Raw genomic sequence first — 24,005 nt, 5'->3', positions numbered from 1 at the left:
AGTCAGCTTAGCAAACATTTTTCGCCGTGCTTTGCTCAATTCTGGTGAAAGAATTTCAGTTAAGCCTGGTGCGGACTTTTCTCAGGCTGTGGCAGTACAATCGTCGCGACACAACCAAACTATACAGTTATCCTTAATTCCTTCATTTTTGTACCGTAGCAGATGACTACACTACTGTTTTGGCGGATTGCCGGTTTTTTTTATCCGCGTGAATGCCTGGCCACACAGCTGGAGAGCAACCCATCCTTATGAATGCCCGAAAAACCACCCTGACCCTTGCTGTTATCGTAGCGATTGCCGCCGGTGCATTCTGGTGGTGGCACCACAGCAGTTCAACTGGCGCAGAAAGTGGCGCACAGCCTCAGCAGCAGCAACGCGGTAAAGGTGGACACCGTTCCGCTGCGCTGGCGCCGGTGCAGGCCAGCAGCGCGCTGAAGCAGAGCGTACCGCAATATCTTGCCGGACTGGGCACCGTTACCGCCGCCAGCACCGTCACCCTGCGCAGCCGCGTCGATGGCGAACTGATGGCGCTGCATTTCACTGAAGGTCAGCAGGTGACGGCGGGTCAGCTGCTGGCGGAGATCGATCCGCGCCCTTATCAGGTGGCGCTGACGCAGGCACAGGGACAGCTGGCAAAAGACCAGGCGACGCTGGCCAATGCACGCCGCGATCTGGCGCGTTTTGAAAAGCTGGCGAAAACCAGCCTGGTATCGCAGCAGGAGCTGGATACCCAACGTTCACTGGTCAGCGAAACCCTCGGCACGATTAAAGCCGATGAGGGTAGCGTGGCCAGCGCCCAGCTGAATCTGACTTACAGCCGTATCACCGCGCCGATTTCCGGCCGCGTCGGGCTGAAGCAGGTCGATATCGGCAACACCATTACCAGCGGCGATACCACCGGTCTGGTGGTGATTACCCAGACTCACCCGATTGATGTAGTCTTCAGCCTGCCGGAAAGCAGCATCACGCCGATATTGCAGGCGCAAAAAAGCGGCCAGCCGCTGCTGGTGGAAGCCTGGGATCGCAGTAACAGCACTAAAATCACCGAGGGCACGCTGTTGAGTCTGGATAATCAGATCGACAGCACTACCGGCACCATTAAGCTGAAAGCGCGCTTTACCAACAGTGACGATCAGCTGTTTCCCAATCAGTTTGTCAATGCCCGCCTGAAGGTCAACACCCTGAATGACGCCATTGTGATCCCGACCGCTGCCTTGCAGATGGGCAACGAAGGCCACTTTGTCTGGGTGGTGAACAGCGAGAACAAAGTCAGTAAAAAGCTGGTTAGCGTCGGCACGCAGGACAGCAAACAGGTGGTGATTAAAGCAGGACTTGACGCCGGGGAACGCGTGGTTACCGATGGTCTCGATCGCCTGACGGAAGGCGCGAGCGTCGAAGTGGTGGCGCCGCAAACCACGCCGCTGCCTGCCGGGAAAACCGCGCAACCGGCTAAAGGAGAGCGTTCCTGATGCAGGTGATGCCTCCCAACGCCAGCGGCGGGCCCTCACGACAGTTTATTCTGCGGCCGGTGGCCACCACCCTGTTAATGGTGGCGATTCTGCTGGCGGGCATTATCGGGTATCGCGCGTTGCCGGTCTCGGCACTACCGGAGGTCGACTACCCGACCATTCAGGTGGTCACCCTCTATCCCGGTGCCAGTCCCGACGTTGTCACGTCGGCGATTACCGCGCCGCTTGAACGTCAGTTTGGCCAGATGTCGGGGCTTAAGCAGATGTCATCACAGAGCGCCGGCGGCGCATCGGTGGTCACGTTACAGTTTCAGCTAACGCTGCCGCTGGATGTCGCCGAACAGGAAGTACAGGCGGCGATAAACTCAGCGACCAACCTGCTGCCCTCCGACCTGCCGAATCCCCCGGTCTACAGCAAAGTCAATCCGGCGGATCCGCCGATTATGACCCTGGCGGTCACCACTACCAGCATGCCGATGACGCAGGTGCAGGATATGGTGGAAACGCGGGTGGCGCAGAAAATATCGCAGGTCTCCGGCGTCGGTCTGGTGACCCTCTCCGGCGGCCAGCGTCCGGCCGTGCGGGTGAAGCTGAATGCGCAGGCGCTCGGCGCGCTGGGTCTCGACAGTGAAAAGGTGCGCACCGCCATCAGTAACGCCAACGTTAACTCGGCGAAAGGCAGTCTCGATGGCCCGGAACGCTCCGTTACATTATCCGCCAACGACCAGATGAAATCGGCGGAAGATTATCGCCAGCTGATTGTGGCGTACCAGAATGGCGCAGCGGTGCGACTGGGTGATGTCGCCACCGTTGAGCAGGGCGCAGAAAATAGCTGGCTCGGCGCCTGGGCCAACCGTCAGCAGGCGATCGTACTGAATGTGCAGCGCCAGCCGGGCGCCAATATTATTACCACCGCTGACAGTATTCGTCAGATGCTGCCGGCGCTGACCGCTTCGCTGCCAAAATCGGTCGATGTGCAGCTGCTGTCGGATCGCACCACCAACATTCGCGCCTCGGTGCATGATACGCAGATGGAACTGATGCTGGCGATGGCGCTGGTGGTGATGATTATCTATCTGTTTCTGCGCAATGTGCCCGCTACGATTATTCCGGCGGTGGCGGTGCCGCTGTCGCTGGTCGGCACCTTTGCGGTAATGTATTTCCTCGATTTCTCGATCAATAACCTGACGCTGATGGCGCTGACCATCGCCACCGGCTTTGTGGTTGATGATGCGATTGTGGTGATTGAAAATATCTCACGCTATATCGAGAAAGGCGAAAAACCGCTGGCGGCGGCGCTGAAGGGGGCTGGCGAGATTGGCTTTACCATTATCTCACTGACCATCTCGCTGATCGCCGTACTGATCCCGCTGCTGTTTATGGGCGATATCGTTGGTCGGCTGTTCCGCGAGTTCGCCGTCACGCTGGCGGTGGCGATTCTGATTTCGGCGGTGGTGTCGCTGACCCTGACGCCAATGATGTGCGCGCGGATGCTTAGCGCCGAATCGCTGCGCAAACAGAACCGTTTTTCCCGTGCCAGCGAAGCGATGTTTACGCGGATTATTGCCGCATATGGCCGTCTGCTGCAGAAGGTGCTTAATCATCCGTGGCTGACGCTTAGCGTCGCGTTTGGCACCCTGCTGTTAACGTTGCTGCTGTGGACCTTGATTCCGAAAGGCTTCTTCCCGCTGCAAGATAACGGCATTATTCAGGGCACCTTACAGGCACCGCAGTCGGTCTCTTACGCCAATATGGCGCAGCGTCAGCAAACCGTGGCGTCGATTATTATGCAAGATCCGGCGGTGCAGAGCCTGACCTCCTTTGTCGGCGTCGACGGCACCAATCCGGCGCTGAATAGCGGTCGTTTGCAGATCAACCTCAAACCGCTGGATGAGCGTGATGATCGCATTCCGGCGGTGATCGCGCGGCTGCAGGATCAGGTAGCGAAGGTGCCGGGTATCGCGCTCTATCTGCAACCGGTGCAGGATCTGACCATCGATACCCAGCTTAGCCGTACGCAGTATCAGTTCACTTTACAAGCCGGTTCGCTCGATGCGCTCAGCGAATGGGTGCCGCAACTGCTGGAGCAACTGCATCAGTTACCGCAGTTGCAGGATGTCAGCAGTGACTGGCAGGATCAGGGGCTGGAAGCTTACGTTAATGTTGACCGCGACAGTGCCAGCCGGCTCGGTATTTCAATGGCGGATGTGGATAACGCGTTGTATAACGCCTTTGGCCAGCGGCTGGTGTCGACGATTTATACTCAGGCGAACCAGTATCGCGTGGTGCTGGAGCAGGACAGCCAGCATACGCCGGGACTGGCGGCACTCGACAGCATTCGTCTTACCAGCAGCGATGGCGGCAGCGTGCCGCTCAGCGCGATTGCCCGCGTCGGGCAGCGCCACGGCGCACTGACCATCAATCATCTCGATCAGTTCCCCTCGACCACCTTCTCGTTTAACGTCAGTGACGGCTATTCGTTAGGTGAAGCGGTGGCGGCGATTACCGCAGCAGAACAGCAGCTGGCGATGCCGTCAGATATTATGACCAGGTTCCAGGGCAGTACGCTGGCCTTCCAGGCGGCGCTGGGCAGTACCGTCTGGCTGATTGTCGCCGCGGTGGTGGCGATGTATATCGTGCTCGGCGTGCTGTATGAGAGCTTTATTCACCCGGTCACTATTCTCTCCACCCTGCCCTCCGCCGGAGTCGGCGCGCTGCTGGCGCTGATGCTGAGCGGCAATGAACTGGATGTGATTGCGATTATCGGCATTATTCTGCTGATCGGCATTGTGAAAAAGAACGCCATCATGATGATCGACTTTGCCCTTGCCGCCGAGCGCGAACAGGGAATGACGCCTTATGACGCGATTTATCAGGCCTGCCTGCTGCGTTTTCGTCCAATCCTGATGACCACGCTGGCGGCGCTGCTGGGCGCGCTGCCGCTGATGCTGAGTACCGGCGTCGGCGCTGAGCTGCGGCATCCGCTGGGGGTGGCGATGGTGGGCGGCCTGATTGTCAGTCAGGTGCTGACGCTGTTTACCACACCGGTAATCTATCTGCTGTTTGATCGTCTGGCGCACGCCACGCGTCGTCGCCTGAAACAGTCGGAGAGAACGTCGTGAAGTTCTTTGCGCTGTTTATCCACCGTCCAGTGGCGACCATTCTGCTGACGCTGGCGATAGCGCTGGCAGGTTTTCTTGGCTTCCGTCTGCTGCCGGTAGCTCCGCTGCCGCAGGTCGATTACCCGGTGATTATGATTAGCGCTTCCCTGCCGGGCGCTTCGCCGGAAACCATGGCCTCATCGGTGGCAACCCCGCTGGAACGCTCGCTGGGCCGTATCGCCGGGGTCAGTGAAATGACCTCCACCAGCTCGCTGGGCAGCACGCGCATTATTATGGTGTTTGATTTCGACCGCGATATTAATGGCGCGGCGCGTGATGTGCAGGCGGCGATCAATGCGGCGCAGGCGCTGTTGCCGAGCGGGATGCCCGCCCGCCCCACTTATCGCAAAGCAAATCCCTCGGACGCGCCCATTATTATTCTGGCACTGAGCTCTGATCAGTGGTCAGCGGGCCAGATATATGACTTTGCCTCGACGCAGCTGGCGCAAAAAATCTCGCAGATTGACGGCGTCGGTGATGTTTCGGTCGGCGGCAGCTCGTTACCGGCGGTGCGTGTGGCGCTCAACCCACAGGCGCTGTTTAATCAGGGGGTGTCGCTGGATGCGGTGCGCACGGCGATTGCTAATGCCAATGTGCGTAAACCGCAGGGGGCAATTGAAGATCAGCAGCAGCGCTGGCAGTTAAAAACCAATGATGAACTGCAAACCGCTGCCGAATACCAGCCGCTGATTGTGCATTATAACAACGGTGCGGCGGTGCGCTTGCAGGATGTCGCCAGCGTCGAAGACTCCGTACAGGATGTGCGCAACGCCGGGATGTCCAATGCGCGTCCGGCGGTACTGATGCTGATCCGCAAATCGCCGGAAGCCAATATTATTGACACCGTGGATCGCATCCGCGCACAACTGCCGCAATTACGCGAGATGATGCCCGCCACGATTACGCTGGATACCGCGCAGGATCGCTCCCCGACAATTCGCGCCTCGCTGGCAGAAGTGGAGCAGTCGCTGGTGATTGCCGTCGCGCTGGTGATTCTGGTGGTCTTTCTGTTCCTTGGCTCGGCGCGCGCCACGCTGATCCCGGCAGTGGCGGTGCCGGTATCGCTGATTGGCACCTTTGCCGCCATGTATCTGTGCGGCTTTAGCCTGAATAACCTGTCGCTGATGGCGCTGACCATTGCTACCGGCTTTGTGGTCGATGACGCGATTGTGGTGCTGGAGAATATTTCGCGCCATATCGAGGCCGGTATGAAACCGTTGCAGGCTTCACTACAGGGGGTGCGCGAAGTCGGCTTTACGGTGTTATCGATGAGCGTATCACTGGTGGCGGTGTTTATTCCGTTGCTGATGATGGGTGGCATGGTCGGACGCCTGTTCCAGGAGTTTGCCGTTACGCTGTCGGTGGCGATTATGATCTCGCTGGCGATCTCCGTTACGCTGACGCCAATGATGTGTGCGTATCTGCTGAAAGGGCACCAGCTGCGCAGCCAGCCACGGATTCGCGGCTTTAATAAACTGCTGCTGAAGATCCAGCAGGGTTATGGCTCTTCGCTGAAGTGGGTGCTGGATCATGCGCGCTGGACCCTGTTGCTACTGCTGGCGACCATTACGCTGACGGTTTATCTCTATATTTCAATCCCGAAAACCTTTATCCCTGAGCAGGATACGGGCCGTATCATGGGTAATATTTCTGCCGATCAGAGCATCTCTTTCCAGGCGATGCGCAGCAAGCTGGAAGACTTTATGAAGATTGTGCGTGAGGATCCGGCCGTCACCAATGTCAGCGGCTTTACCGGCGGTTCGCGCACCAACAGCGGCACCCTGTTTATCACGCTGAAACCGCTGTCTGAACGCAACGAGAGTTCGCAGCAGGTGATTGCGCGGCTGCGCACTAAACTGGCGAAAGAGCCGGGCGCAAGTCTTTTTCTGATGGCGATGCAGGATCTGCGCCTCGGCGGACGTGAGTCAAATGCCGAATATCAGTATTCACTGCTGTCCGACAATCTCGATGATTTACGTGAATGGGAACCCAAAATCCGCCGCGCCTTTGCCGCCCTGCCGCAACTGGCCGATGTTAACTCCGACCAGCAAGATAAAGGCTCGGAGATGGCGATCACCTACGATCGTGAAAGCATGTATCGCCTCGGCATCAGTGTGGCGGACGTTAACGGACTGCTGAATAACGCCTTTGGTCAGCGGCAGATCTCCACCATCTATCAGCCGCTTAACCAGTACAAAGTGGTGATGGAGGTCGATCCGCGTTATACCCAGGATATCAGCGCACTGGATAAGATGTTTGTGATCAACAGCGACGGCAAGCCGGTGCCGCTGTCGTTCTTCGCCAAATGGCAGCCCGCCAACGCGCCGCTATCGGTAAATCATCAGGGATTGTCGGCGGCGACGACCATCTCCTTTAACCTGCCGCAAGGGGTATCGCTTTCGGAAGCCTCCGAAGCGATTGACCGCACGATTACCGGACTGGGCGTGCCAGCCAGCGTGCGCGGCAGTTTCGCCGGAACCGCACAGGCGTTTCAGCAGTCGCAAAACAGCCAGCTATGGCTAATTCTGGCCGCCATCGCCACCGTCTATATCGTGCTGGGCATCCTGTATGAAAGCTATGTGCATCCGCTGACCATTCTCTCTACCCTGCCCTCAGCGGGCGTCGGTGCGCTACTGGCGCTGGAGCTGTTTGACGCGCCTTTTAGCCTTATCGCGCTGATTGGCATTATGTTATTGATTGGTATTGTGAAAAAGAATGCCATTATGATGGTGGACTTTGCGCTTGAGGCGCAGCGCAATGGCGATCTGAGCGCACGCGACGCCATTTACCAGGCCTGCCTGCTGCGTTTCCGCCCGATTCTGATGACCACGCTGGCGGCCCTGTTGGGCGCGTTGCCGCTGGTGCTGAGCAGCGGCGATGGCGCGGAACTGCGTCAGCCACTCGGGATAACCATTGTCGGCGGACTGGTGATGAGTCAGTTGCTGACGCTGTATACCACGCCGGTGGTGTATCTGTTTATGGATAAGCTGCGGCGCAGAAAAGCGTATCAACCACAGCTAACGGAACAGGGATGAGATTATTGTCACGGGCGGGGTTTTCGCCGTTCGTATTAAACATCCAGGAAACCCTAACCCATGAGTAATACCCCTGCGACGGTACGCTGGCAGCTGTGGATTGTCGCTTTTGGTTTTTTTATGCAGACGCTGGATACCACCATCGTCAACACCGCACTGCCATCGATGGCGCGCGATCTTGGCGTCAGTCCGCTCAATATGCATTCGGTGATCGTCTCCTATGTGCTGACGGTGGCGGTCACTCTGCCGGTCAGCGGCTGGCTGGCCGACCGCTTTGGCGTGCGTAATATTCTGTTTGTCGCCATCCTGCTGTTCAGCCTTGGCTCATTGCTGTGCGCCCTGTCCGGCACCCTCGATCAGCTGGTAATGTCGCGCGTGGTGCAGGGCATCGGCGGTGCGATGATGGTGCCGGTAGGCCGCCTGACGGTGATGAAAATTGTGCCGCGTGACCAGTATATGGCAGCGATGACCTTTGTTACCCTGCCCGGCCAGATTGGTCCGCTGATCGGCCCGGCGCTCGGTGGCGTACTGGTGGAGTACGCCAGCTGGCACTGGATCTTCCTGATTAATATCCCGGTCGGCATTATCGGCGCCATCGCCACCATGACCCTGATGCCGAATTACACCCTGCCCGCCCGACGCTTTGACTTCACCGGTTTTGTGCTGCTGGCCGCCGGGATGGCGACCCTGACGCTGGCGCTGGATGGGCCGCGCGGCTCAGGAATCTCACCGCTGCTGCTGGGAATGTTTATCCTGGTGGGGATGTTTTCGCTGCTGTTCTATCTGCTGCATGCGCGCGGCAATGACCGGGCGCTGTTTAGCCTGAAACTGTTTGATAACCGTATCTACTCGATTGGTCTGCTCGGCAGTCTTACCGGGCGTATCGGCAGCGCCATGTTGCCATTTATGACGCCACTGTTTCTGCAAATCGGTATGGGCTACAGCCCGCTGCATGCCGGTTTGATGATGATACCGATGGTACTGGGCAATATGGGGATGAAACGTATCGTCGTGCAGATCGTTAATCGCTTTGGCTATCGCAATGTGCTGACCGGCTCGACACTCGCGCTGGCGCTGGTGGTGGTGCTGTTCCCGCTGGTGGCGCTGCTGGGCTGGTTCTGGCTGTTGCCGCTGGTGCTGTTCTTACAAGGGATGGTCAATGCAATACGCTTCTCGGCGATGAATACCCTGACGCTGAAAGATCTGCCGGATGAGCTGGCCTCCAGCGGCAACAGCCTGATGTCGATGGTACAGCAGCTGTCGATGAGTATTGGCGTTACGGTGGCGGGTCTGCTGTTGGGTGCCTTTGGTCATCATGCGGTGGCCGACAGCGCCATGGCGCATCAGACCTTTATCTATACCTACCTCTGTATGGCGCTGGTCATTGCCTTGCCGGCGCTGGTGTTCTGGCGGGTGCCCACTGATATCAGCAAAAATGTGACGCTTGCGCGCAGGAGAAAGAACCAACCATGAGAAAAATGCGTATCGGCATCAGCGCCAAATTGTTTCTCGCCATCTTTTCCACCTGCATGCTGGTGCTGATTATTATGCACTGGGGTGTACGGCTCAGCTTTGAACATGGCTTTATTGACTACATTAAACGCGGCAATGAGCAGCGTCTGGCGCTGTTAAGCGATGCGCTGGCCGATCAGTATGAGCAGCATGGCGACTGGGATTTTCTGCGCAATAATAACAAGCTGGTGTTTACCATCCTGCGCTCACTGGAGCAGAATCCGGATGCCAATAAACCGCTGCCGCCGCATGGCTGGCGCACCCAGTTCTGGATTATTGACCAGCAGTATCGCGTGCTGGTGGGGCCGCGCGCGCCGGTGCCGCAGGAAGGTACCCGGCGTAATATCACCACCAGCAATAATAAAGTGGTCGGCTGGGTGATTGGATCGCCATCTGAGCGCATCACCCGAAGCACCGATATTAATTTTGACCAGCAGCAGCGGCGCACCAGCTGGCTGATTGTCGGTCTGTCGACGCTGCTAGCCGCCGCGGTCACCTGGCTGATGTCGCGCGGCCTGCTGGCGCCGGTCAGGCGGCTGGTCGAAGGCACCCATCATCTGGCGGCCGGGGATTTCGCCACCCGCGTTGAGGTCGGCAGCCGTGATGAACTGGGGCGGCTGGCGCAGGACTTTAACCGCCTCGCCAGCTCACTGGAGAAAAACGAGAGTATGCGTCGCGCCTTTATGGCCGATATCTCCCATGAGCTGCGTACGCCGCTGGCGATCCTGCGCGGCGAGCTGGAAGCGATGCAGGATGGCGTACGCAAGCTGACCCCCGACGCCATCGCTTCATTACAGGCGGAAGTGGTGACGCTGACCAAACTGGTGGACGATTTACATCAGCTGTCGCTGTCTGATGAAGGCGCGCTGGCTTATCGCAAAGCCGCCACCGATGTGGTTTCGCTGCTGGAAGTGGTTGCCGGGAGCTTCCGCGCCCGCTTTGCCAGCCGTCAGCTCGCTTTAACCCTGTCGCTACCGCAGGAAGCGGCACTGTTTGGCGATGCCGATCGCCTGATGCAGCTGTTCAGCAATCTGATGGAGAACAGCCTGCGCTATACCGATGCAGGCGGTGGACTGAAAATCTCGCTGCAACAGCAACCTGGTAAAATAGTGCTACATTTTGATGATACAGCGCCCGGCGTCAGCGATGAGCAGCGGCAGCAGATTTTTGAACGTTTTTACCGAGCAGAAGGCTCGCGTAATCGTGCCAGCGGCGGATCCGGGCTGGGACTGGCGATCTGCAAAAACATTGTTGAAGCACATGGTGGTACACTCAGTGCAGACCACTCTGATTTGGGCGGCTTACGTATTAGCGTAATCTTGCCGCTCGACGCCAACTGAATAAGAGAAGATGACTGAATATCACGAACCAATGATTCTGGTAGTGGAAGACGAGCCGAAACTGGCCCAGCTGTTAATCGATTATTTACAGGCTTCGAACTACCGCACCCACCATATTGCCGATGGCGCGCAGGTGATCAGCTATGTACAGCAGACGCCTCCCGATTTGATCCTGCTGGATCTGATGCTGCCCGGCACTGACGGACTCACCCTGTGCCGCGAAATCCGTCGTTTTTCCGAGCTGCCGGTTATGATGGTCACGGCCAAAACCGAAGAGATTGACCGGTTGCTGGGGCTGGAAATTGGTGCTGATGACTATATCTGCAAGCCCTTCAGTCCACGTGAAGTGGTGGCTCGGGTGAAAACCATTCTGCGCCGGGTAAAAAGCTCGCCGGAAGAGGTGCAGAAAGCCTCGCTGCTGCTGGTCGATGAGGGACGTTTTCAGGCCAGCTGGAGCAATCGCCCGCTTGATCTGACCCCAGCCGAGTTTCGCCTGCTGAAAACGCTGGCGCAGGAACCGGGCAAAGTGTTCTCACGCGAACAGCTGCTGAACCATCTGTATGACGATTACCGCGTGGTCACCGACCGCACCATCGACAGCCATATTAAAAACCTGCGCCGTAAGCTGGAAGCGCTCGACAGTGAGCAGCCATTTATTCGCGCGGTCTACGGTATGGGCTACCGCTGGGAAGCGGATATCTGTCGCCTGGTTTGATCCACGTCAATTTACATAATCGTCTCAACCTCCTACAATCCCCGCACATTTTGTAAGGCCGGCAAATTATTTGTCGGCTAACGGCTTGCAGCCGTTCTGACCTGACATCAGACTGAGAAAAACATGTTTAAACCGGAACTCCTCTCTCCGGCCGGAACGCTGAAAAATATGCGTTACGCCTTTGCCTATGGTGCAGATGCGGTGTATGCCGGTCAGCCGCGTTACAGCCTGCGGGTGCGCAATAACGAATTCAATCATGAGAACCTTGCCAGCGGCATTGCTGAGGCACATGCGCTGGGCAAAAAGTTCTATGTGGTAGTTAATATCGCGCCGCATAACGCCAAGCTGAAAACCTTTATCCGCGATCTGCGCCCGGTGATTGAAATGGCGCCTGATGCGTTGATTATGTCCGATCCTGGCCTGATTATGCTGGTGCGTGAAGCCTTTCCGCAGATGGCGGTACATCTGTCGGTGCAGGCCAATGCGGTTAACTGGGCAACGGTGAAATTCTGGCAACAGATGGGACTGACGCGGGTGATTCTGTCACGTGAACTGTCGCTGGAAGAGATTGAGGAAATTCGTCAGCAGGTGCCGGAAATGGAGCTGGAGATCTTCGTCCATGGCGCGCTGTGTATGGCCTACTCCGGTCGCTGTCTGCTGTCTGGCTATCTGAATAAACGCGACCCGAACCAGGGCACCTGCACCAACGCCTGTCGCTGGGAATATAAGGTGCAGGAAGGTAAACAGGATGAGGTCGGCAATATTGTCCATCAGTACCAGCCAATCCCGGTGAAAACCGTGGAACCCACCCTTGGTGCCGGTCAGCCCACCGATAAAGTCTTTATGATCGAAGAGGCACAGCGTCCGGGTGAATATATGTCGGCGTTCGAAGATCAGCACGGCACCTATATTATGAACTCAAAAGATCTGCGTGCTGTCGCCCACGTTGAACGTCTGAGCAAGATGGGCGTGCATTCGCTGAAAATTGAGGGGCGCACCAAGTCATTCTACTACTGTGCGCGCACCGCGCAGGTCTATCGCCGCGCCATTGACGATGCCGCTGCCGGTAAGCCATTTGATAACAGCCTGCTGGAGACGCTCGAAGGGCTGGCGCATCGCGGCTATACCGAAGGTTTTTTGCGCCGCCACACTCATGACAGCTATCAGAGTTATGAAACCGGTCACTCGCTGTCGGACCGCCAGCAGTTTGTGGGTGAATTTACCGGCGAACGGCGTGGCGCGCTGGCGCAGGTGGATGTGAAGAATAAGTTTCTGGTCGGCGACAGTCTGGAGATGATGACGCCAGCCGGCAATGTCACTTTCCACCTGAATGAGATGGAAAACAGCAAAGCGCAGGCGGTAACCGTCGCGCCCGGCAACGGCCATTTTGTCTGGATCCCGATCCCGGACGAGATCGATCTCAGTTACGCGCTGCTGATGCGTAATCTGTCAGAATAACTGGCACTACACCATATGTGAGATTACGCCAGGTTTAATTCACCTGTTGTTACAGATATTAGAATTTGATCACATTACCTTGCCGCTTTTATCGCTAGTATCTCGCTTGCTAAAACGAGCAATAAAAAAAGCAAGGTTTTACAGGAACCACCTCATTCGCCCGCCCGGCTCCCCCGTGCGGGTTTTTCTTTTTCTGTTGCAGGTAACTCTGCCCTCTCTTGCAGTAAACCTTTCCTTCCCGATGTGCTATACATCTAATAATTTCAATTTTTCCGGCCATTATGGCCAGCGCAACAGAAGGGATAATAATGGAAAAGCAGGCACTTATGCTGGTGATTTTAAATGGCAAAGGCGCGGGTAACGAAGATCTGCGCGCAGCGATTACCACTTTGCGTGATGAAGGCTATGACATTGCAGTGCGGGTCACCTGGGAACAGGGGGATGGCGCACGCTATGTGCAGGAAGCGGTGCAGCTGAATGCAGAAACGGTGGTTGCTGGCGGCGGTGATGGCACGATTAATGAAATAGCCACCGCGCTGGCGCAGCTGGAGAATGTGACACCGCCGGTACTGGGGATTCTGCCGCTGGGCACCGCCAACGATTTCGCCACCAGCGCCGGAGTGCCCGAAGGCATGGAGCAGGCACTGCGTCTGGCGATTGTCGGTAAAGCGGTTGATATCGATCTGGCCTGTGTGAATCAGCAGCGCTACTTTATCAATATGGCGACCGGCGGCTTCGGCACCAAAATCACCACTGAAACCCCGGAAAAACTGAAGTCGGCGCTTGGCGGCGTCTCTTACTTTATTCACGGCCTGATGCGTATGGATCAGTTAAAAGCGGACAGCTGCGAGATCAGCGGCCCGGATTTCAGCTGGCAGGGCGATGCGCTGGTCATCGGTATCGGCAATGGCCGTCAGGCAGGCGGCGGACAGCGTCTCTGTCCGGGCGCGCTGATTAATGATGGTTTACTGGAGCTGAGTATTGTTACCTCGCAGGAGATTTTACCGACGCTGCTGCACTCATTGACCCGTGATGATGATAATCCCAATATTATTTCCGCTTCGCTGCCGTGGCTGACCATCCGCTCGCCAAATGAGATGACGTTTAACCTTGATGGCGAACCGCTAAGCGGCAGTGAATTCCGCATCGAAATATTGCCAAATGCCCTGCAATGTCGTTTACCGCCATCGTGCGAGTTGCTGACTTAATCACAGGCGGCGAGAACGCCGTCATCAAAACCGTGTATATCCGCGACACGGGCGGCGAAAACGCCGTCATCAAAACCGTGCATATCCACGACACGGGCGGCGAGAACGCCGCCCCTACAGGCTAGTTATTGTAGGGGCGGCGTTCTCGCCGCCCGTAGTAAACATTTGCACAAAACATGACGACGGCGTTCTCGTCGCTCTTCCTCACACACAGCACAACGTGATCCCTGCCGCAAAATCCACCGCCCGAACTTGTATGGTAGTATAAAGGCGCGTAATTTTTCATCATCGAATGTGGCTACAAGGTTATTAAGATGAAAATTATTAACGCAGAAGTGTTTGTCACCTGCCCCGGCAGAAATTTTGTCACGGTAAAAATCACCACCGATGAAGGATTAACCGGTATCGGTGACGCCACGCTCAATGGCCGCGAACTGCCGGTGGCCTCCTACTTGAAAGATCATGTCTGTCCGCAGCTGATCGGCCGCGATGCCCACCAGATTGAAGATATCTGGCAGTTCTTCTACAAGGGCGCTTACTGGCGTCGCGGACCGGTCACCATGTCGGCGATTTCTGCGGTTGATATGGCGTTGTGGGATATCAAAGGCAAAGCCGCCAATATGCCGCTGTATCAGCTGCTGGGCGGTGCCTCACGTACCGGCGTGATGGTCTACTGCCATACCACCGGTCACACCATTGATGAAGTGATGGACGACTACGCCCGCCATAAAGAGTTGGGATTTAAAGCCATTCGCGCCCAGTGCGGCGTGCCGGGGATGAAAACCACCTACGGGATGGCGAAAGGTAAAGGACTGGCCTATGAACCCGCCACCAAAGGCAACTGGCCGGAAGAGCAGCTGTGGTCGACCGAAAAATATCTCGATTTTACGCCAAAGCTGTTTGAAGCCATCCGCGATAAATTCGGCTTTGATGAACATCTGCTGCACGATATGCACCACCGCCTGACACCCATTGAAGCTGCGCGCTTTGGTAAAAGCGTCGAAGATTATCGCCTGTTCTGGATGGAAGATCCGACCCCGGCAGAAAATCAGGAGAGCTTCCGCCTGATCCGCCAGCATACCGTCACCCCGATTGCGGTCGGTGAAGTGTTTAACAGCATCTGGGATTGCAAACAGCTGATTGAAGAGCAGCTGATTGACTATATCCGCACCACCATCACCCACGCCGGGGGGATTACCGGTATGCGCCGCATCGCCGATTTTGCCTCACTGTATCAGGTGCGCACCGGCTCGCACGGCCCTTCCGATCTGTCACCAATTTGTATGGCGGCGGCGCTGCACTTTGACCTCTGGGTGCCGAACTTTGGCGTGCAGGAGTATATGGGCTACTCCGAACAGATGCTGGAAGTGTTCGGCCATAGCTGGAGCTTCGATAACGGCTATATGCATCCGGGAGATAAGCCGGGCCTCGGCATCGAGTTCGACGAAAAGCTGGCGGCCCGCTATCCCTATGAGCCCGCTTATCTGCCGGTGGCGCGCCTCGAAGATGGCACCCTGTGGAACTGGTAAAGGAGCTGATAATGAACACAGTAGTGATTGAACGTCCGGGCGTGCTGACGCTGGAAAAACGCGACATCCCGCAACCAGCCCGTGGCGAAGTGCGGGTAAAAGTGCGTTATGCCAGTATCTGCGGTTCCGATGTGCATATCTGGCACGGTCACAATCCCTTTGCCCGCTATCCACGCGTTATTGGCCATGAATTCTTTGGCGTGATTGATGCGGTTGGTGAAGATGTCGATGTCGTCCGCCTCGGCGAACGGGTGGCGGTGGACCCGGTGGTCAGCTGTGGTCACTGTTATCCCTGCTCCGTGGGTCGCCCGAATGTTTGTAGCGAGTTACAGGTAATTGGCGTGCATCGCGATGGCGGCTTTAGTCAGTATGCGCTGGCGCCAGCCGCTAACGCTCACACCCTGCCGGCCAGCATTCCCGACACGCTGGCCAGCCTGGTGGAGCCTTTTACCATTGCCGCCAATATCACTGCTTTTCTGCAACCGGCCGCTAACGATATCGCGCTGATTTATGGCGCCGGTCCGATGGGGCTGACCGCTGTTCAGGTACTGAAAGGCGTGTATGGCGTACAACAGGTGATCGTGGTTGATCGTCTGCCAGAACGTCTGGCGCTGGCCAGCCAGAGCGGTGCCGATCGGGTGCTGGACAACAGCGAACAACCGCTGGCGACCCAGCTGGGTGGCGTCCAGCCAACGCTGATTATTGATGCCGCCTGCCACCCGGCGATCCTTTCCGAAGCGGTGGCGCTGGCCTCGCCAGCGGCGCGGATTGGTTTGCTCGGTTTTTCCGGCGAACCCTGCACGCTGACGCAGCAAAGTCTGACCAGCAAAGAGCTGTCGCTGTTTACTTCAAGACTGAACAGCAAGCGTTTCCCGCAGGTCATTAGCTGGATGGAACAGGGGCTGATTCACCCGGAAAAACTGGTCACCCATACCTTTGCGCTCAGTGATGTGGAACAGGCAATGACGCTATTTGAAAAGCAGCCACGCAGCTGCTGCAAGGTGATTTTAAAAGTAGATTGATATTTACCCTAAATAATTCGAGCGACAGGAAGGCGGCAAGCCCGCTCATCTGTAGCTCGAAGTATGACGGGTAGACCGGGAAAACTGTACCTGCATATTATAATTACTACGGAGTCATTATGTTCAAGAACCTGCGCTGGACTATCGTGCTGCTGCTGTTTCTGGTCTACATGATTAACTACCTCGATCGTGTCGCCCTCTCCCTGACTGTCCCGATGATTGAAAAAGATCTGCTGCTGAATGCTGAACAGTTCGGCATGATTTTTGGCAGCTTCTTCTTCGGTTATGCACTGTTTAACTTTATTGGCGGCCTGGCTACCGATAAATATGGCCCGACGCTGGTGCTCGGCGTGGCGGTCGGTATGTGGTCGCTGTTTTGCGGCCTGACCGCCGTTGCCACCGGCTTCTGGTCGATGCTGATTCTGCGTGTGCTGTTTGGCATGGCCGAAGGACCGATTTGCGCCTCCGCCAACAAAGCGATTAACGGCTGGTTTCCGAAGAAACAGGCCGCCACCGCCATGGGCTTTCTCAGTGCCGGTTCACCTCTCGGCGGCGCGGTAGCCGGACCGATTATTGGCTATCTGGCGCTGTCGTTCGGCTGGCGCCCGGCGTTTATGATTATCTGCTGCATCGGTATCGTCTGGATGGTGGTGTGGTTCTTTATCTCGGCGGATAATCCGGCGAAAAGTAAGCATGTTTCCGCTGATGAACGTACGCTGATTGAGAAACTGAAGCAGGAGCAGATCAGCGCCGAAGAGGATCTGGCGCAGGCCGCTCACGGCCTTGGCTACTATCTGCGTCAGCCGATTATTCTGGTCACCGCGTTCGCCTTCTTCTGCTACAACTATATTCTGTTCTTCTTTCTCAGCTGGTTCCCGGCTTACCTGGTGCAGGCTCACGGCCTGAATATTAAAGAGATGAGTATCACCACTATGATCCCGTGGATTGTTGGCTTTGTCGGCCTGGCGCTGGGCGGCCTGATCTCCGATAAGATCTTTAAGGTCACCGGTAAGTTGTTGCTGTCGCGGAAAATTGTGCTGGTGGTCTCACTGCTGGCGGCGGCAGTTTGTGTCGGACTGGCGGGTACGGTAAAAGAGGTTACTTCCGCCGTGGTGTTGATGTCGGTATCGATCTTCTTCCTGTATATCACCGGCGCCATTTACTGGGCGATTATTCAGGATGTGGTGCATAAAAGCCGCGTCGGCGGTATTAGCGGCTTTATCCATCTTATCGGCAGCATTTCCGGCATTATCGGCCCGATTGCCACCGGCTATATCGTGCAGAACACCGGAAAATTTGACAGCGCTTTTGTGCTGGCCGGCGTGGTTGCCGCCCTTGGCGCCTTCCTGGTGCTGTTCTTGATTAAAAGCCCGAAAGCCAACAGCGGAGACGCCGTTTCGGTCTGATTATTCAGGGCGCGTTCAGCGCCCTACTCACGACAAGGATTGACTATGCTTAGCCTCGAACAGCTCCCGCCAGACGTCCAGCTTCCCGGTTACGATCGCTCCCGTCTGCGCACCCGCATGGTACATATTGGCTTTGGTGCGTTTCATCGCGCGCATCAGGCGTTGTGCAGCGATAAACTGGCCAGCGACTACGGCAGCGACTGGGGTTACTGCGAAGTAAATCTGAATAGCGGTGAACTGATTGCGGCACTGCGCGCGCAATCGCTGCTGTATACGGTGTCAGAAATGGCGGATGACAGCCTGTCAACGCGGGTGATCGGCGTGATCAATACCGCGCTGCACGGACAGAGTGATGGCATTGAAGCAGTTATAGCAGCGTTAAGTGAGCCGGATGTGGCTATCGTCTCCATGACGGTGACTGAAAAAGGTTACTGCCATCACCCTGCCAGCGGCACGCTGAACCTCGACCATCCCTCCATTCAGCACGACCTGGCCCATCCCGACAGCCCGGTGTCACTGCCCGGCGTGATCCTGGCGGCGATTAAACGCCGTCAGCAGCGTGGTCTCGCGCCCTTTAGCGTGATGTCCTGCGATAATATGCCGGAAAATGGTCACGTCACCCGCGCGGTGATTACAGAACTGGCGCGCCAGCAAGATAACGCACTGGCAGAGTATATCGTCAGCCACCTCAGCTTCCCTTCGACCATGGTCGATCGCATTGTCCCGGCGATGACGCCGGAAACCCTGGCCGCTTTGAGCGAAAAACTGGGCTGCCGCGATGAGGCTGGCGTGGTCTGTGAACCGTTCTTTCAGTGGGTAATTGAGGATAACTTTGTCAGCGGCCGCCCGGCATGGGAAAAAGCGGGCGCGGAACTGGTGGCCGATGTGCTGCCGTACGAACAGATGAAATTACGGATGCTTAACGGCAGCCACTCGTTTCTGGCCTATCTCGGCTATCTTGGCGGCTATCAGCATATCAGCGACTGTATGGGCGATCCGCACTACCTGATTGCCGCGCGTCAGCTGATGCTGGCGGAACAGGCGCCGACCTTGTGTACCCTGCATGTCGATCTGACCGCCTACGCCGATTCACTGATTGCACGCTATCAGAACCGCGCGATTAAACATCGCACTTACCAGATTGCCACCGACGGTAGCCAGAAACTGCCGCAGCGCTGGCTTGACAGCATTCGCTGGCACCTGAACAACGGCAGCCGCTTTGAGCTGCTGGCGCTCGGTGTGGCGGGCTGGATGCGTTATGTCAGCGGGGTTGATGAGCAAGGCGCGGCGATTGTGATTAATGATCCGTTAAAGGATGAGATCGCCCGACGGGTTGCCGAAACCGCGGAAGGTCCGCAGCGTGTCGCCGCCCTGCTGGCGATAACAACCCTGTTTGGCGACGATCTGGCGGCACAGCCACTGCTGGTGGCGCGTGTAAACCACTTTTACCAGCAGCTGCAAACCCTGGGTGCCAGAGAGACGGTAAAACAGCTGATCGCCAGCGACTAATGCTGGCGCTGGCGCAACGGGCTGTTTAGACTGAAAGCTTTCCAGCAAGGTTGACCTGTGTGTTAGCCGCAAAAAGGATGTTGCTGAATGTCGAGCTCTTACACCATAACTGCCAGCGAACCGGTGAATCAGCAGATCTACCGCTTTTTGCGTCAGGATATTGTCACCTGCGCGATTCATCCGGGCGCACTGCTGTCAGAGAAAGAGGTTTCCACCCGCTTTAACGTCTCACGTCAGCCGGTGCGCGAAGCCTTTATTAAGCTGGCAGAAGCCGGACTGGTTCAGGTGCTGCCACAGCGCGGCACCTTTGTGCGTAAAATCTCTGCTCAGCGCGTAGCCGATGGCCGTTTTATCCGCGAAGCCGTGGAAGTGGCGGTGGTGCGCCGTGCAGCACAGGAAGCCACCCCGCAAGCCCTTAGCGAGCTGGAGCATAATTTGCAGCTGCAACGGCTGGCGGCGCAGCGTCATGACAGTCAGGCATTTTTACTGCTGGACGATGAGTTTCACCGTCTGATCGCGCAGAGTATTCGCTGCGAGCTGGCGTGGGAAACGGTAGAAAATATTAAAGCGACCATGGACCGGGTGCGTTTTCTCACCCTGAGCGAAGTCTCGCCACCGGAAAGTTTGATTGAGCAGCATCAGCAGATTTATCAGGCACTTGTCGATCAGGATCCTGACGCCGCCGAAAGCGCGCTGCGCCGTCATTTGCAGGAGATGATCTTCTCCATCACGCCGATTGCCGCGCAGAATAGCGACTGGTTTGAGCAGGCATAAACTTCATATCAACACGGCTGCGCTGACGAGCGGCCGTCGGTGTCGCAGCTGGTTTGTACGCGGCCAGCGCACAGCAACCGCAGCATACTTAAGTATGTGAGGATTGCGAGCACTGCCCGCGTGCAAAATAGCAAGAAAACCAGGCCGATCAGGCAATCGTCACATCTTTCGACAAATAAACATCCTGCACTGAATTAATCAGCGCCACGCCCTCTTTCATCGACTTTTTAAACGCCTTACGACCGAGAATCAGCCCCATACCGCCAGCGCGCTTATTGATCACTGCGGTACGCACCGATTCGGCGATATCGGTATCACCGGAAGCGGCGCCACCGGAGTTAATCAGACCGGCGCGCCCCATATAGCAGTTGGCGAGCTGGTAGCGCACCAGATCAATCGGGTTCTCGCTGGTCAGCTTGCTGTAGACGCGCTCATCGGTATAACCGAATTTCACCGCCTGATAGCCGCCATTATTTTCCGCCATTTTCTGCTTCACAATATCCGCACCAATGGTCGCCGCCAGATGGTTAGCCTGACCGGTCAGATCCGCACTGGCATGATAGTCAGTGCCATCTTTTTTAAATTCGTTATTGCGCAGATACGCCCACAGCACCGTCACCATGCCCAGCTCATGGGCGCGCTCAAAGGCGGCGGAGATCTCTTCAATCTGGCGTCGCGACTGCTCAGAACCAAAGTAAATGGTCGCGCCAACCGCCACCGCACCGAGGTTAAACGCCTGCTCGACGCTGGCATACAGGGTCTGATCGTACTGGGTTGGCAGGCTGAGGGTTTCGTTATGATTAAGCTTAACCATAAACGGAATACGGTGCGCATAGCGACGCGACACCGATGCCAGCACGCCATAAGTGGAAGCCACGCAGTTGCACCCGGCTTCAATCGCCAGTTCAACAATATTTTTCGGATCAAAGTAGAGAGGGTTGGCGGCAAATGATGCCGCTGCTGAGTGTTCAACCCCCTGATCCACTGGCAGAATCGACAGATAACCGCTGCCCGCCAGCCGCCCGGTGTTATACAGAGTTTGCATATTGCGCAGTACCGCAGGAGAACGGTTGTTATCGATCATTACCCGATCAACATAATCCGCGCCTGGCAAATACAGGCTTTCCGCTGGAATGGTCATGCAGCGATGTTGCAGAAGTTCATCAGCTTCTTTGCCCAATAACTGTACGATGTCCGTCATGTTAGCTCCTGAAAAATAAGTGATGGGCCAAAACGGTTCAGCCGCTTCAGCCCGACCATCGGCCTGCGCCGACCCACAACAGCCTGGACCCAACCTGACCCTTAAGGCAAATTGCTGACTCCATTTTTCAGAACGATCCGCAGTAAAAAAAGCATCAGCCTGGCATTACGCCCTACCACCAGCGATAAAAATGATGCACTGGCCCAATTCCCTGCCCGACCTCCAGCGAATCCGCATGCTCCAGCGCGCCCTGCAACCACTGCTTTGCTTCCGCCACCGTCGCCGACCAGTCGCTGTGACGCGGACGCAGCGCCGCCAGCGCCGCCGATAAGCTGCAGCCAGTGCCATGGGTATGACGGGTGTGTACGCGCGGTGCGGTAAAACGCTGCTGCAGATCGCGGGTAAACAGCCAGTCCGGACTTTCCTGCTCACTGAGATGACCGCCCTTAATCAGCACCGCCTGGCAGCCAAGATCTAACAGCGCGCGCCCCTGCTCACACATCTCCTGCTCATTGCGCGCCATTGGGCAATCCAGCAGCGCCGCCGCTTCCGGTAAATTAGGGGTAATCAGCGAGACCAGCGGCAATAAATGCTGACGTAACGATGCCACAGCCGCTACCGACAGCAACGGATCACCGCTTTTCGCCAGCATCACCGTATCCAGCACCACCCATGGCAACGCCGCCTGCTGTAAGCGTCCGGCAACCACTTCGACGATATCGCTATCTGCCAGCATCCCTATTTTGGCGCTATCGATACGGACATCAGATAACACTGAATCAAGCTGGGCGCCGACAAATTCGGCATCAATGCGATATACCGACTGCACACCACGGGTATTCTGCGCCACCAGCGCAGTGATCACGCTGGTGCCGTATGCGCCAAGCGCCGAAAAGGCTTTTAAATCCGCCTGAATACCGGCGCCGCCACTGGGATCGGTTCCGGCAATGGTTAAGGCGTTAATTCTTTTCATCGCAGGGCCTCCGCATCCAGCAGCCACAGCGCATCAAGAAAAGCGGGAATAAAACTCCCCGGTCCCTGAGCGCTGGCCGTGGCGCGCTCACCGGCGCAGGAGATCACCCGGCAGGCGCTGGCGATATGTTGCAGAGTATCGCCCGGTAAGGCGGCAAAACCGGCCACCACGGCGGAGAGCGCACAGCCGGTGCCAACCACCCGCGTCATCAGCGGTGAGCCACCCGCCACCGCCAGCGTACGCGTGCCGTCAGTGACATAGTCCACAGCTCCGGTCACCGCCACCACTGCGCCGCTACTGCGCGCCAGCTGCTGTGCGGCGGCCAGTGCCGCAGCTGAATCGTGTAAACTGTCGACGCCGCGCCCCTGCCCCGCATGCTGCGCCAGCGCCAGAATTTCCGAAGCATTGCCGCGAATCGCGCGTGGTCGCAGTTGCAGCAATCCCTGGCAAAACGCTGTGCGCAAGGTCAGACCGCCGACCGCGACCGGATCGAGCGTCCAGGGTTTATTGACTTTATTGGCGGCGTCGATTGCCGCGCGCATTGCGCTGGCGCGTTCACGGGTTAGTGTGCCGACATTGATTAACAGGCCATCAGCAATCGCGCTAAATTGTGCGGCTTCTTCAGCATCGATCACCATCGCCGGTGATGCGCCCAGCGCCAGCAGCACATTCGCAGTAAAGGTTTGCACCACATCGTTGGTCATACAGTGCACCAGCGGCGCATGCTGACGAAACAGGGAGAGGGATGCGGCGACAGCTGCGCCGCAGACAGGATCAGGTTGATGATGCATAACTACTCCCAACCGGCGATCGGGAAGGCGATGCGGACAGGCATCTGACTTCCCTCCGCTGGCATTATCCAGTTCAGGTTCGACGGGTTTTTCTCAGCCGGTTCCTGTTACGGAACGGCACCCCGAGTCATTGATAATTCTGTAGATTGTCGCTGGCAGTTACGCCAGCCAGCCTTCAGGATAAAGCTCTGCCCGCGCGTTGTAAACGTCTTGCCATCCTGCATTAACCTGTGATAACACATTTCTGCTGGCTTATATGTTTAACTCCCTGTAATTGTTAAACACATATTTCAACTTGCCAGTCTGGCGCAGTGCAGAAATGATAGGGAATCGGGGGCCGGTACAGGCTCGGGCTGAGCATAACCCCTAAATAACGTGGAGAGGGTATGAAAAAAATAAAAATGATACTGCTGGGTGCATTACTGACAACGGCGAGTGCCGCCTTTGCCACACCGCAGCTGGCGACGCCGTCAGATAATGAGCAGAAGTATCAGTTACAGGAATTTGTCGCTGACTTTACCAAATACACTATCGGTGACACGGCTCCGGCGCTGTATCGCAGCCAGAAATACAATATTAAGCAGTGGCAGGCACGTAACCTGCCCGCGCCTGACGAGGGAACCCACTGGACCTATATGGGCAGTAATTACGTCCTGATTACCGATACTGATGGTAAAATTATTAAAGCCTATGATGGCAATATTTATTATCAGCGTTAAATCAGCCACGCACTCCAGATAGTAAAAAAGGAGTGCGTAACTCCGCGCCACCACAAGCAATTCTCCCTTCTCCCTTTCTCACCCACCTCGCCAGCACGCTTTATTTTGCTGATTTGCGGTGGAGCGCCTAAAGATCGTTCAGCCCGCCGTCGATAAATGATCATACAGGCCTCCTCCTCTTAC

General features: G+C 56.6%; 17 protein-coding genes and 1 riboswitch. Of the genes, 14 read left to right on the top strand and 3 right to left on the bottom strand.

Going from position 1 to position 24,005, the window contains the following annotated elements; all coding sequences use genetic code 11:
- Positions 1–248: 248 nt before the first annotated feature.
- From N5923_RS15025 to N5923_RS14965, 13 genes are all read left to right on the top strand, one after another.
- Positions 249–1,469, top strand: a complete 1,221-nt coding sequence (locus N5923_RS15025; RefSeq protein ID WP_267143550.1) for an MdtA/MuxA family multidrug efflux RND transporter periplasmic adaptor subunit — start codon at positions 249–251, stop codon at positions 1,467–1,469.
- Positions 1,469–4,591 (top strand): MdtB/MuxB family multidrug efflux RND transporter permease subunit, encoded by a 3,123-nt coding sequence (locus N5923_RS15020; RefSeq protein ID WP_267143549.1) that lies wholly within the window; start codon positions 1,469–1,471, stop codon positions 4,589–4,591. The genes N5923_RS15025 and N5923_RS15020 overlap by 1 nt, the downstream gene beginning before the upstream one ends.
- Positions 4,588–7,665: a multidrug efflux RND transporter permease subunit MdtC gene (gene mdtC / locus N5923_RS15015; protein WP_267143548.1), complete on the top strand. Its 3,078-nt coding sequence runs from the start codon at positions 4,588–4,590 to the stop codon at positions 7,663–7,665. Before N5923_RS15020 ends, mdtC begins: the two co-directional genes overlap by 4 nt.
- 60 nt (positions 7,666–7,725) lie before the next feature.
- Complete coding sequence (gene mdtD / locus N5923_RS15010) at positions 7,726–9,138, top strand: MFS transporter (protein ID WP_267143547.1); 1,413 nt, start codon at positions 7,726–7,728, stop codon at positions 9,136–9,138.
- Positions 9,135–10,517, top strand: coding sequence for an envelope stress sensor histidine kinase BaeS (baeS, locus tag N5923_RS15005; RefSeq protein WP_267143546.1), 1,383 nt, complete (start codon positions 9,135–9,137; stop codon positions 10,515–10,517). Before mdtD ends, baeS begins: the two co-directional genes overlap by 4 nt.
- Positions 10,518–10,527: 10 nt before the next feature.
- Positions 10,528–11,232, top strand: a complete 705-nt coding sequence (baeR, locus tag N5923_RS15000; protein ID WP_267143545.1) for an envelope stress response regulator BaeR — start codon at positions 10,528–10,530, stop codon at positions 11,230–11,232.
- A 123-nt stretch (positions 11,233–11,355) separates the two neighbouring features.
- The gene (gene trhP / locus N5923_RS14995) at positions 11,356–12,690 is read left to right on the top strand and encodes a prephenate-dependent tRNA uridine(34) hydroxylase TrhP (protein WP_267143544.1); all 1,335 of its coding nucleotides are present in this window, start codon (positions 11,356–11,358) and stop codon (positions 12,688–12,690) included.
- Between the two features lie 308 nt (positions 12,691–12,998).
- A complete protein-coding gene (yegS, locus tag N5923_RS14990) occupies positions 12,999–13,898 on the top strand; it encodes a lipid kinase YegS (protein ID WP_267143543.1) in 900 nt (299 codons plus the stop codon).
- Between the two features lie 314 nt (positions 13,899–14,212).
- The gene (gene manD / locus N5923_RS14985; RefSeq protein WP_267142569.1) at positions 14,213–15,427 is read left to right on the top strand and encodes a D-mannonate dehydratase ManD; all 1,215 of its coding nucleotides are present in this window, start codon (positions 14,213–14,215) and stop codon (positions 15,425–15,427) included.
- An 11-nt stretch (positions 15,428–15,438) separates the two neighbouring features.
- Positions 15,439–16,449, top strand: coding sequence for a Zn-dependent oxidoreductase (locus N5923_RS14980; RefSeq protein WP_267142568.1), 1,011 nt, complete (start codon positions 15,439–15,441; stop codon positions 16,447–16,449).
- A gap of 119 nt (positions 16,450–16,568) precedes the next feature.
- Positions 16,569–17,855, top strand: a complete 1,287-nt coding sequence (locus N5923_RS14975) for an MFS transporter (RefSeq protein WP_267142567.1) — start codon at positions 16,569–16,571, stop codon at positions 17,853–17,855.
- A gap of 45 nt (positions 17,856–17,900) precedes the next feature.
- The gene (locus N5923_RS14970) at positions 17,901–19,364 is read left to right on the top strand and encodes a mannitol dehydrogenase family protein (RefSeq protein ID WP_267142566.1); all 1,464 of its coding nucleotides are present in this window, start codon (positions 17,901–17,903) and stop codon (positions 19,362–19,364) included.
- 87 nt (positions 19,365–19,451) lie between these two features.
- Positions 19,452–20,138 (top strand): GntR family transcriptional regulator, encoded by a 687-nt coding sequence (locus N5923_RS14965; RefSeq protein ID WP_267142565.1) that lies wholly within the window; start codon positions 19,452–19,454, stop codon positions 20,136–20,138.
- A 148-nt stretch (positions 20,139–20,286) separates the two neighbouring features.
- Here the strand turns inward: N5923_RS14965 and fbaB are convergent, their stop codons facing one another.
- From fbaB to thiM, 3 genes are all read right to left on the bottom strand, one after another.
- Positions 20,287–21,339 (bottom strand): class I fructose-bisphosphate aldolase, encoded by a 1,053-nt coding sequence (gene fbaB, locus N5923_RS14960; protein ID WP_267142564.1) that lies wholly within the window; start codon positions 21,337–21,339, stop codon positions 20,287–20,289.
- 172 nt (positions 21,340–21,511) lie between these two features.
- The gene (thiD, locus tag N5923_RS14955; RefSeq protein ID WP_267142563.1) at positions 21,512–22,312 is read right to left on the bottom strand and encodes a bifunctional hydroxymethylpyrimidine kinase/phosphomethylpyrimidine kinase; all 801 of its coding nucleotides are present in this window, start codon (positions 22,310–22,312) and stop codon (positions 21,512–21,514) included.
- On the bottom strand, positions 22,309–23,103 hold the full coding sequence (gene thiM, locus N5923_RS14950) for a hydroxyethylthiazole kinase (RefSeq protein ID WP_267142562.1): 795 nt from the start codon (positions 23,101–23,103) through the stop codon (positions 22,309–22,311). The genes thiD and thiM overlap by 4 nt, the downstream gene beginning before the upstream one ends.
- A 33-nt stretch (positions 23,104–23,136) precedes the next feature.
- Positions 23,137–23,238, bottom strand: a riboswitch (TPP riboswitch).
- Between the two features lie 251 nt (positions 23,239–23,489).
- On the opposite strand from thiM, the gene N5923_RS14945 reads away from it, so the two are divergent.
- Positions 23,490–23,822 (top strand): RcnB family protein, encoded by a 333-nt coding sequence (locus N5923_RS14945; RefSeq protein ID WP_267142561.1) that lies wholly within the window; start codon positions 23,490–23,492, stop codon positions 23,820–23,822.
- Positions 23,823–24,005: the final 183 nt, after the last annotated feature.

The organism is Winslowiella arboricola (genome assembly GCF_025527015.1).
In the GTDB taxonomy this organism is placed as follows: domain Bacteria; phylum Pseudomonadota; class Gammaproteobacteria; order Enterobacterales; family Enterobacteriaceae; genus Erwinia; species Erwinia arboricola.
The sequence above is the reverse complement of the archived record's forward strand: the minus strand, read 5'-3'. Positions and strand labels throughout refer to the sequence as shown.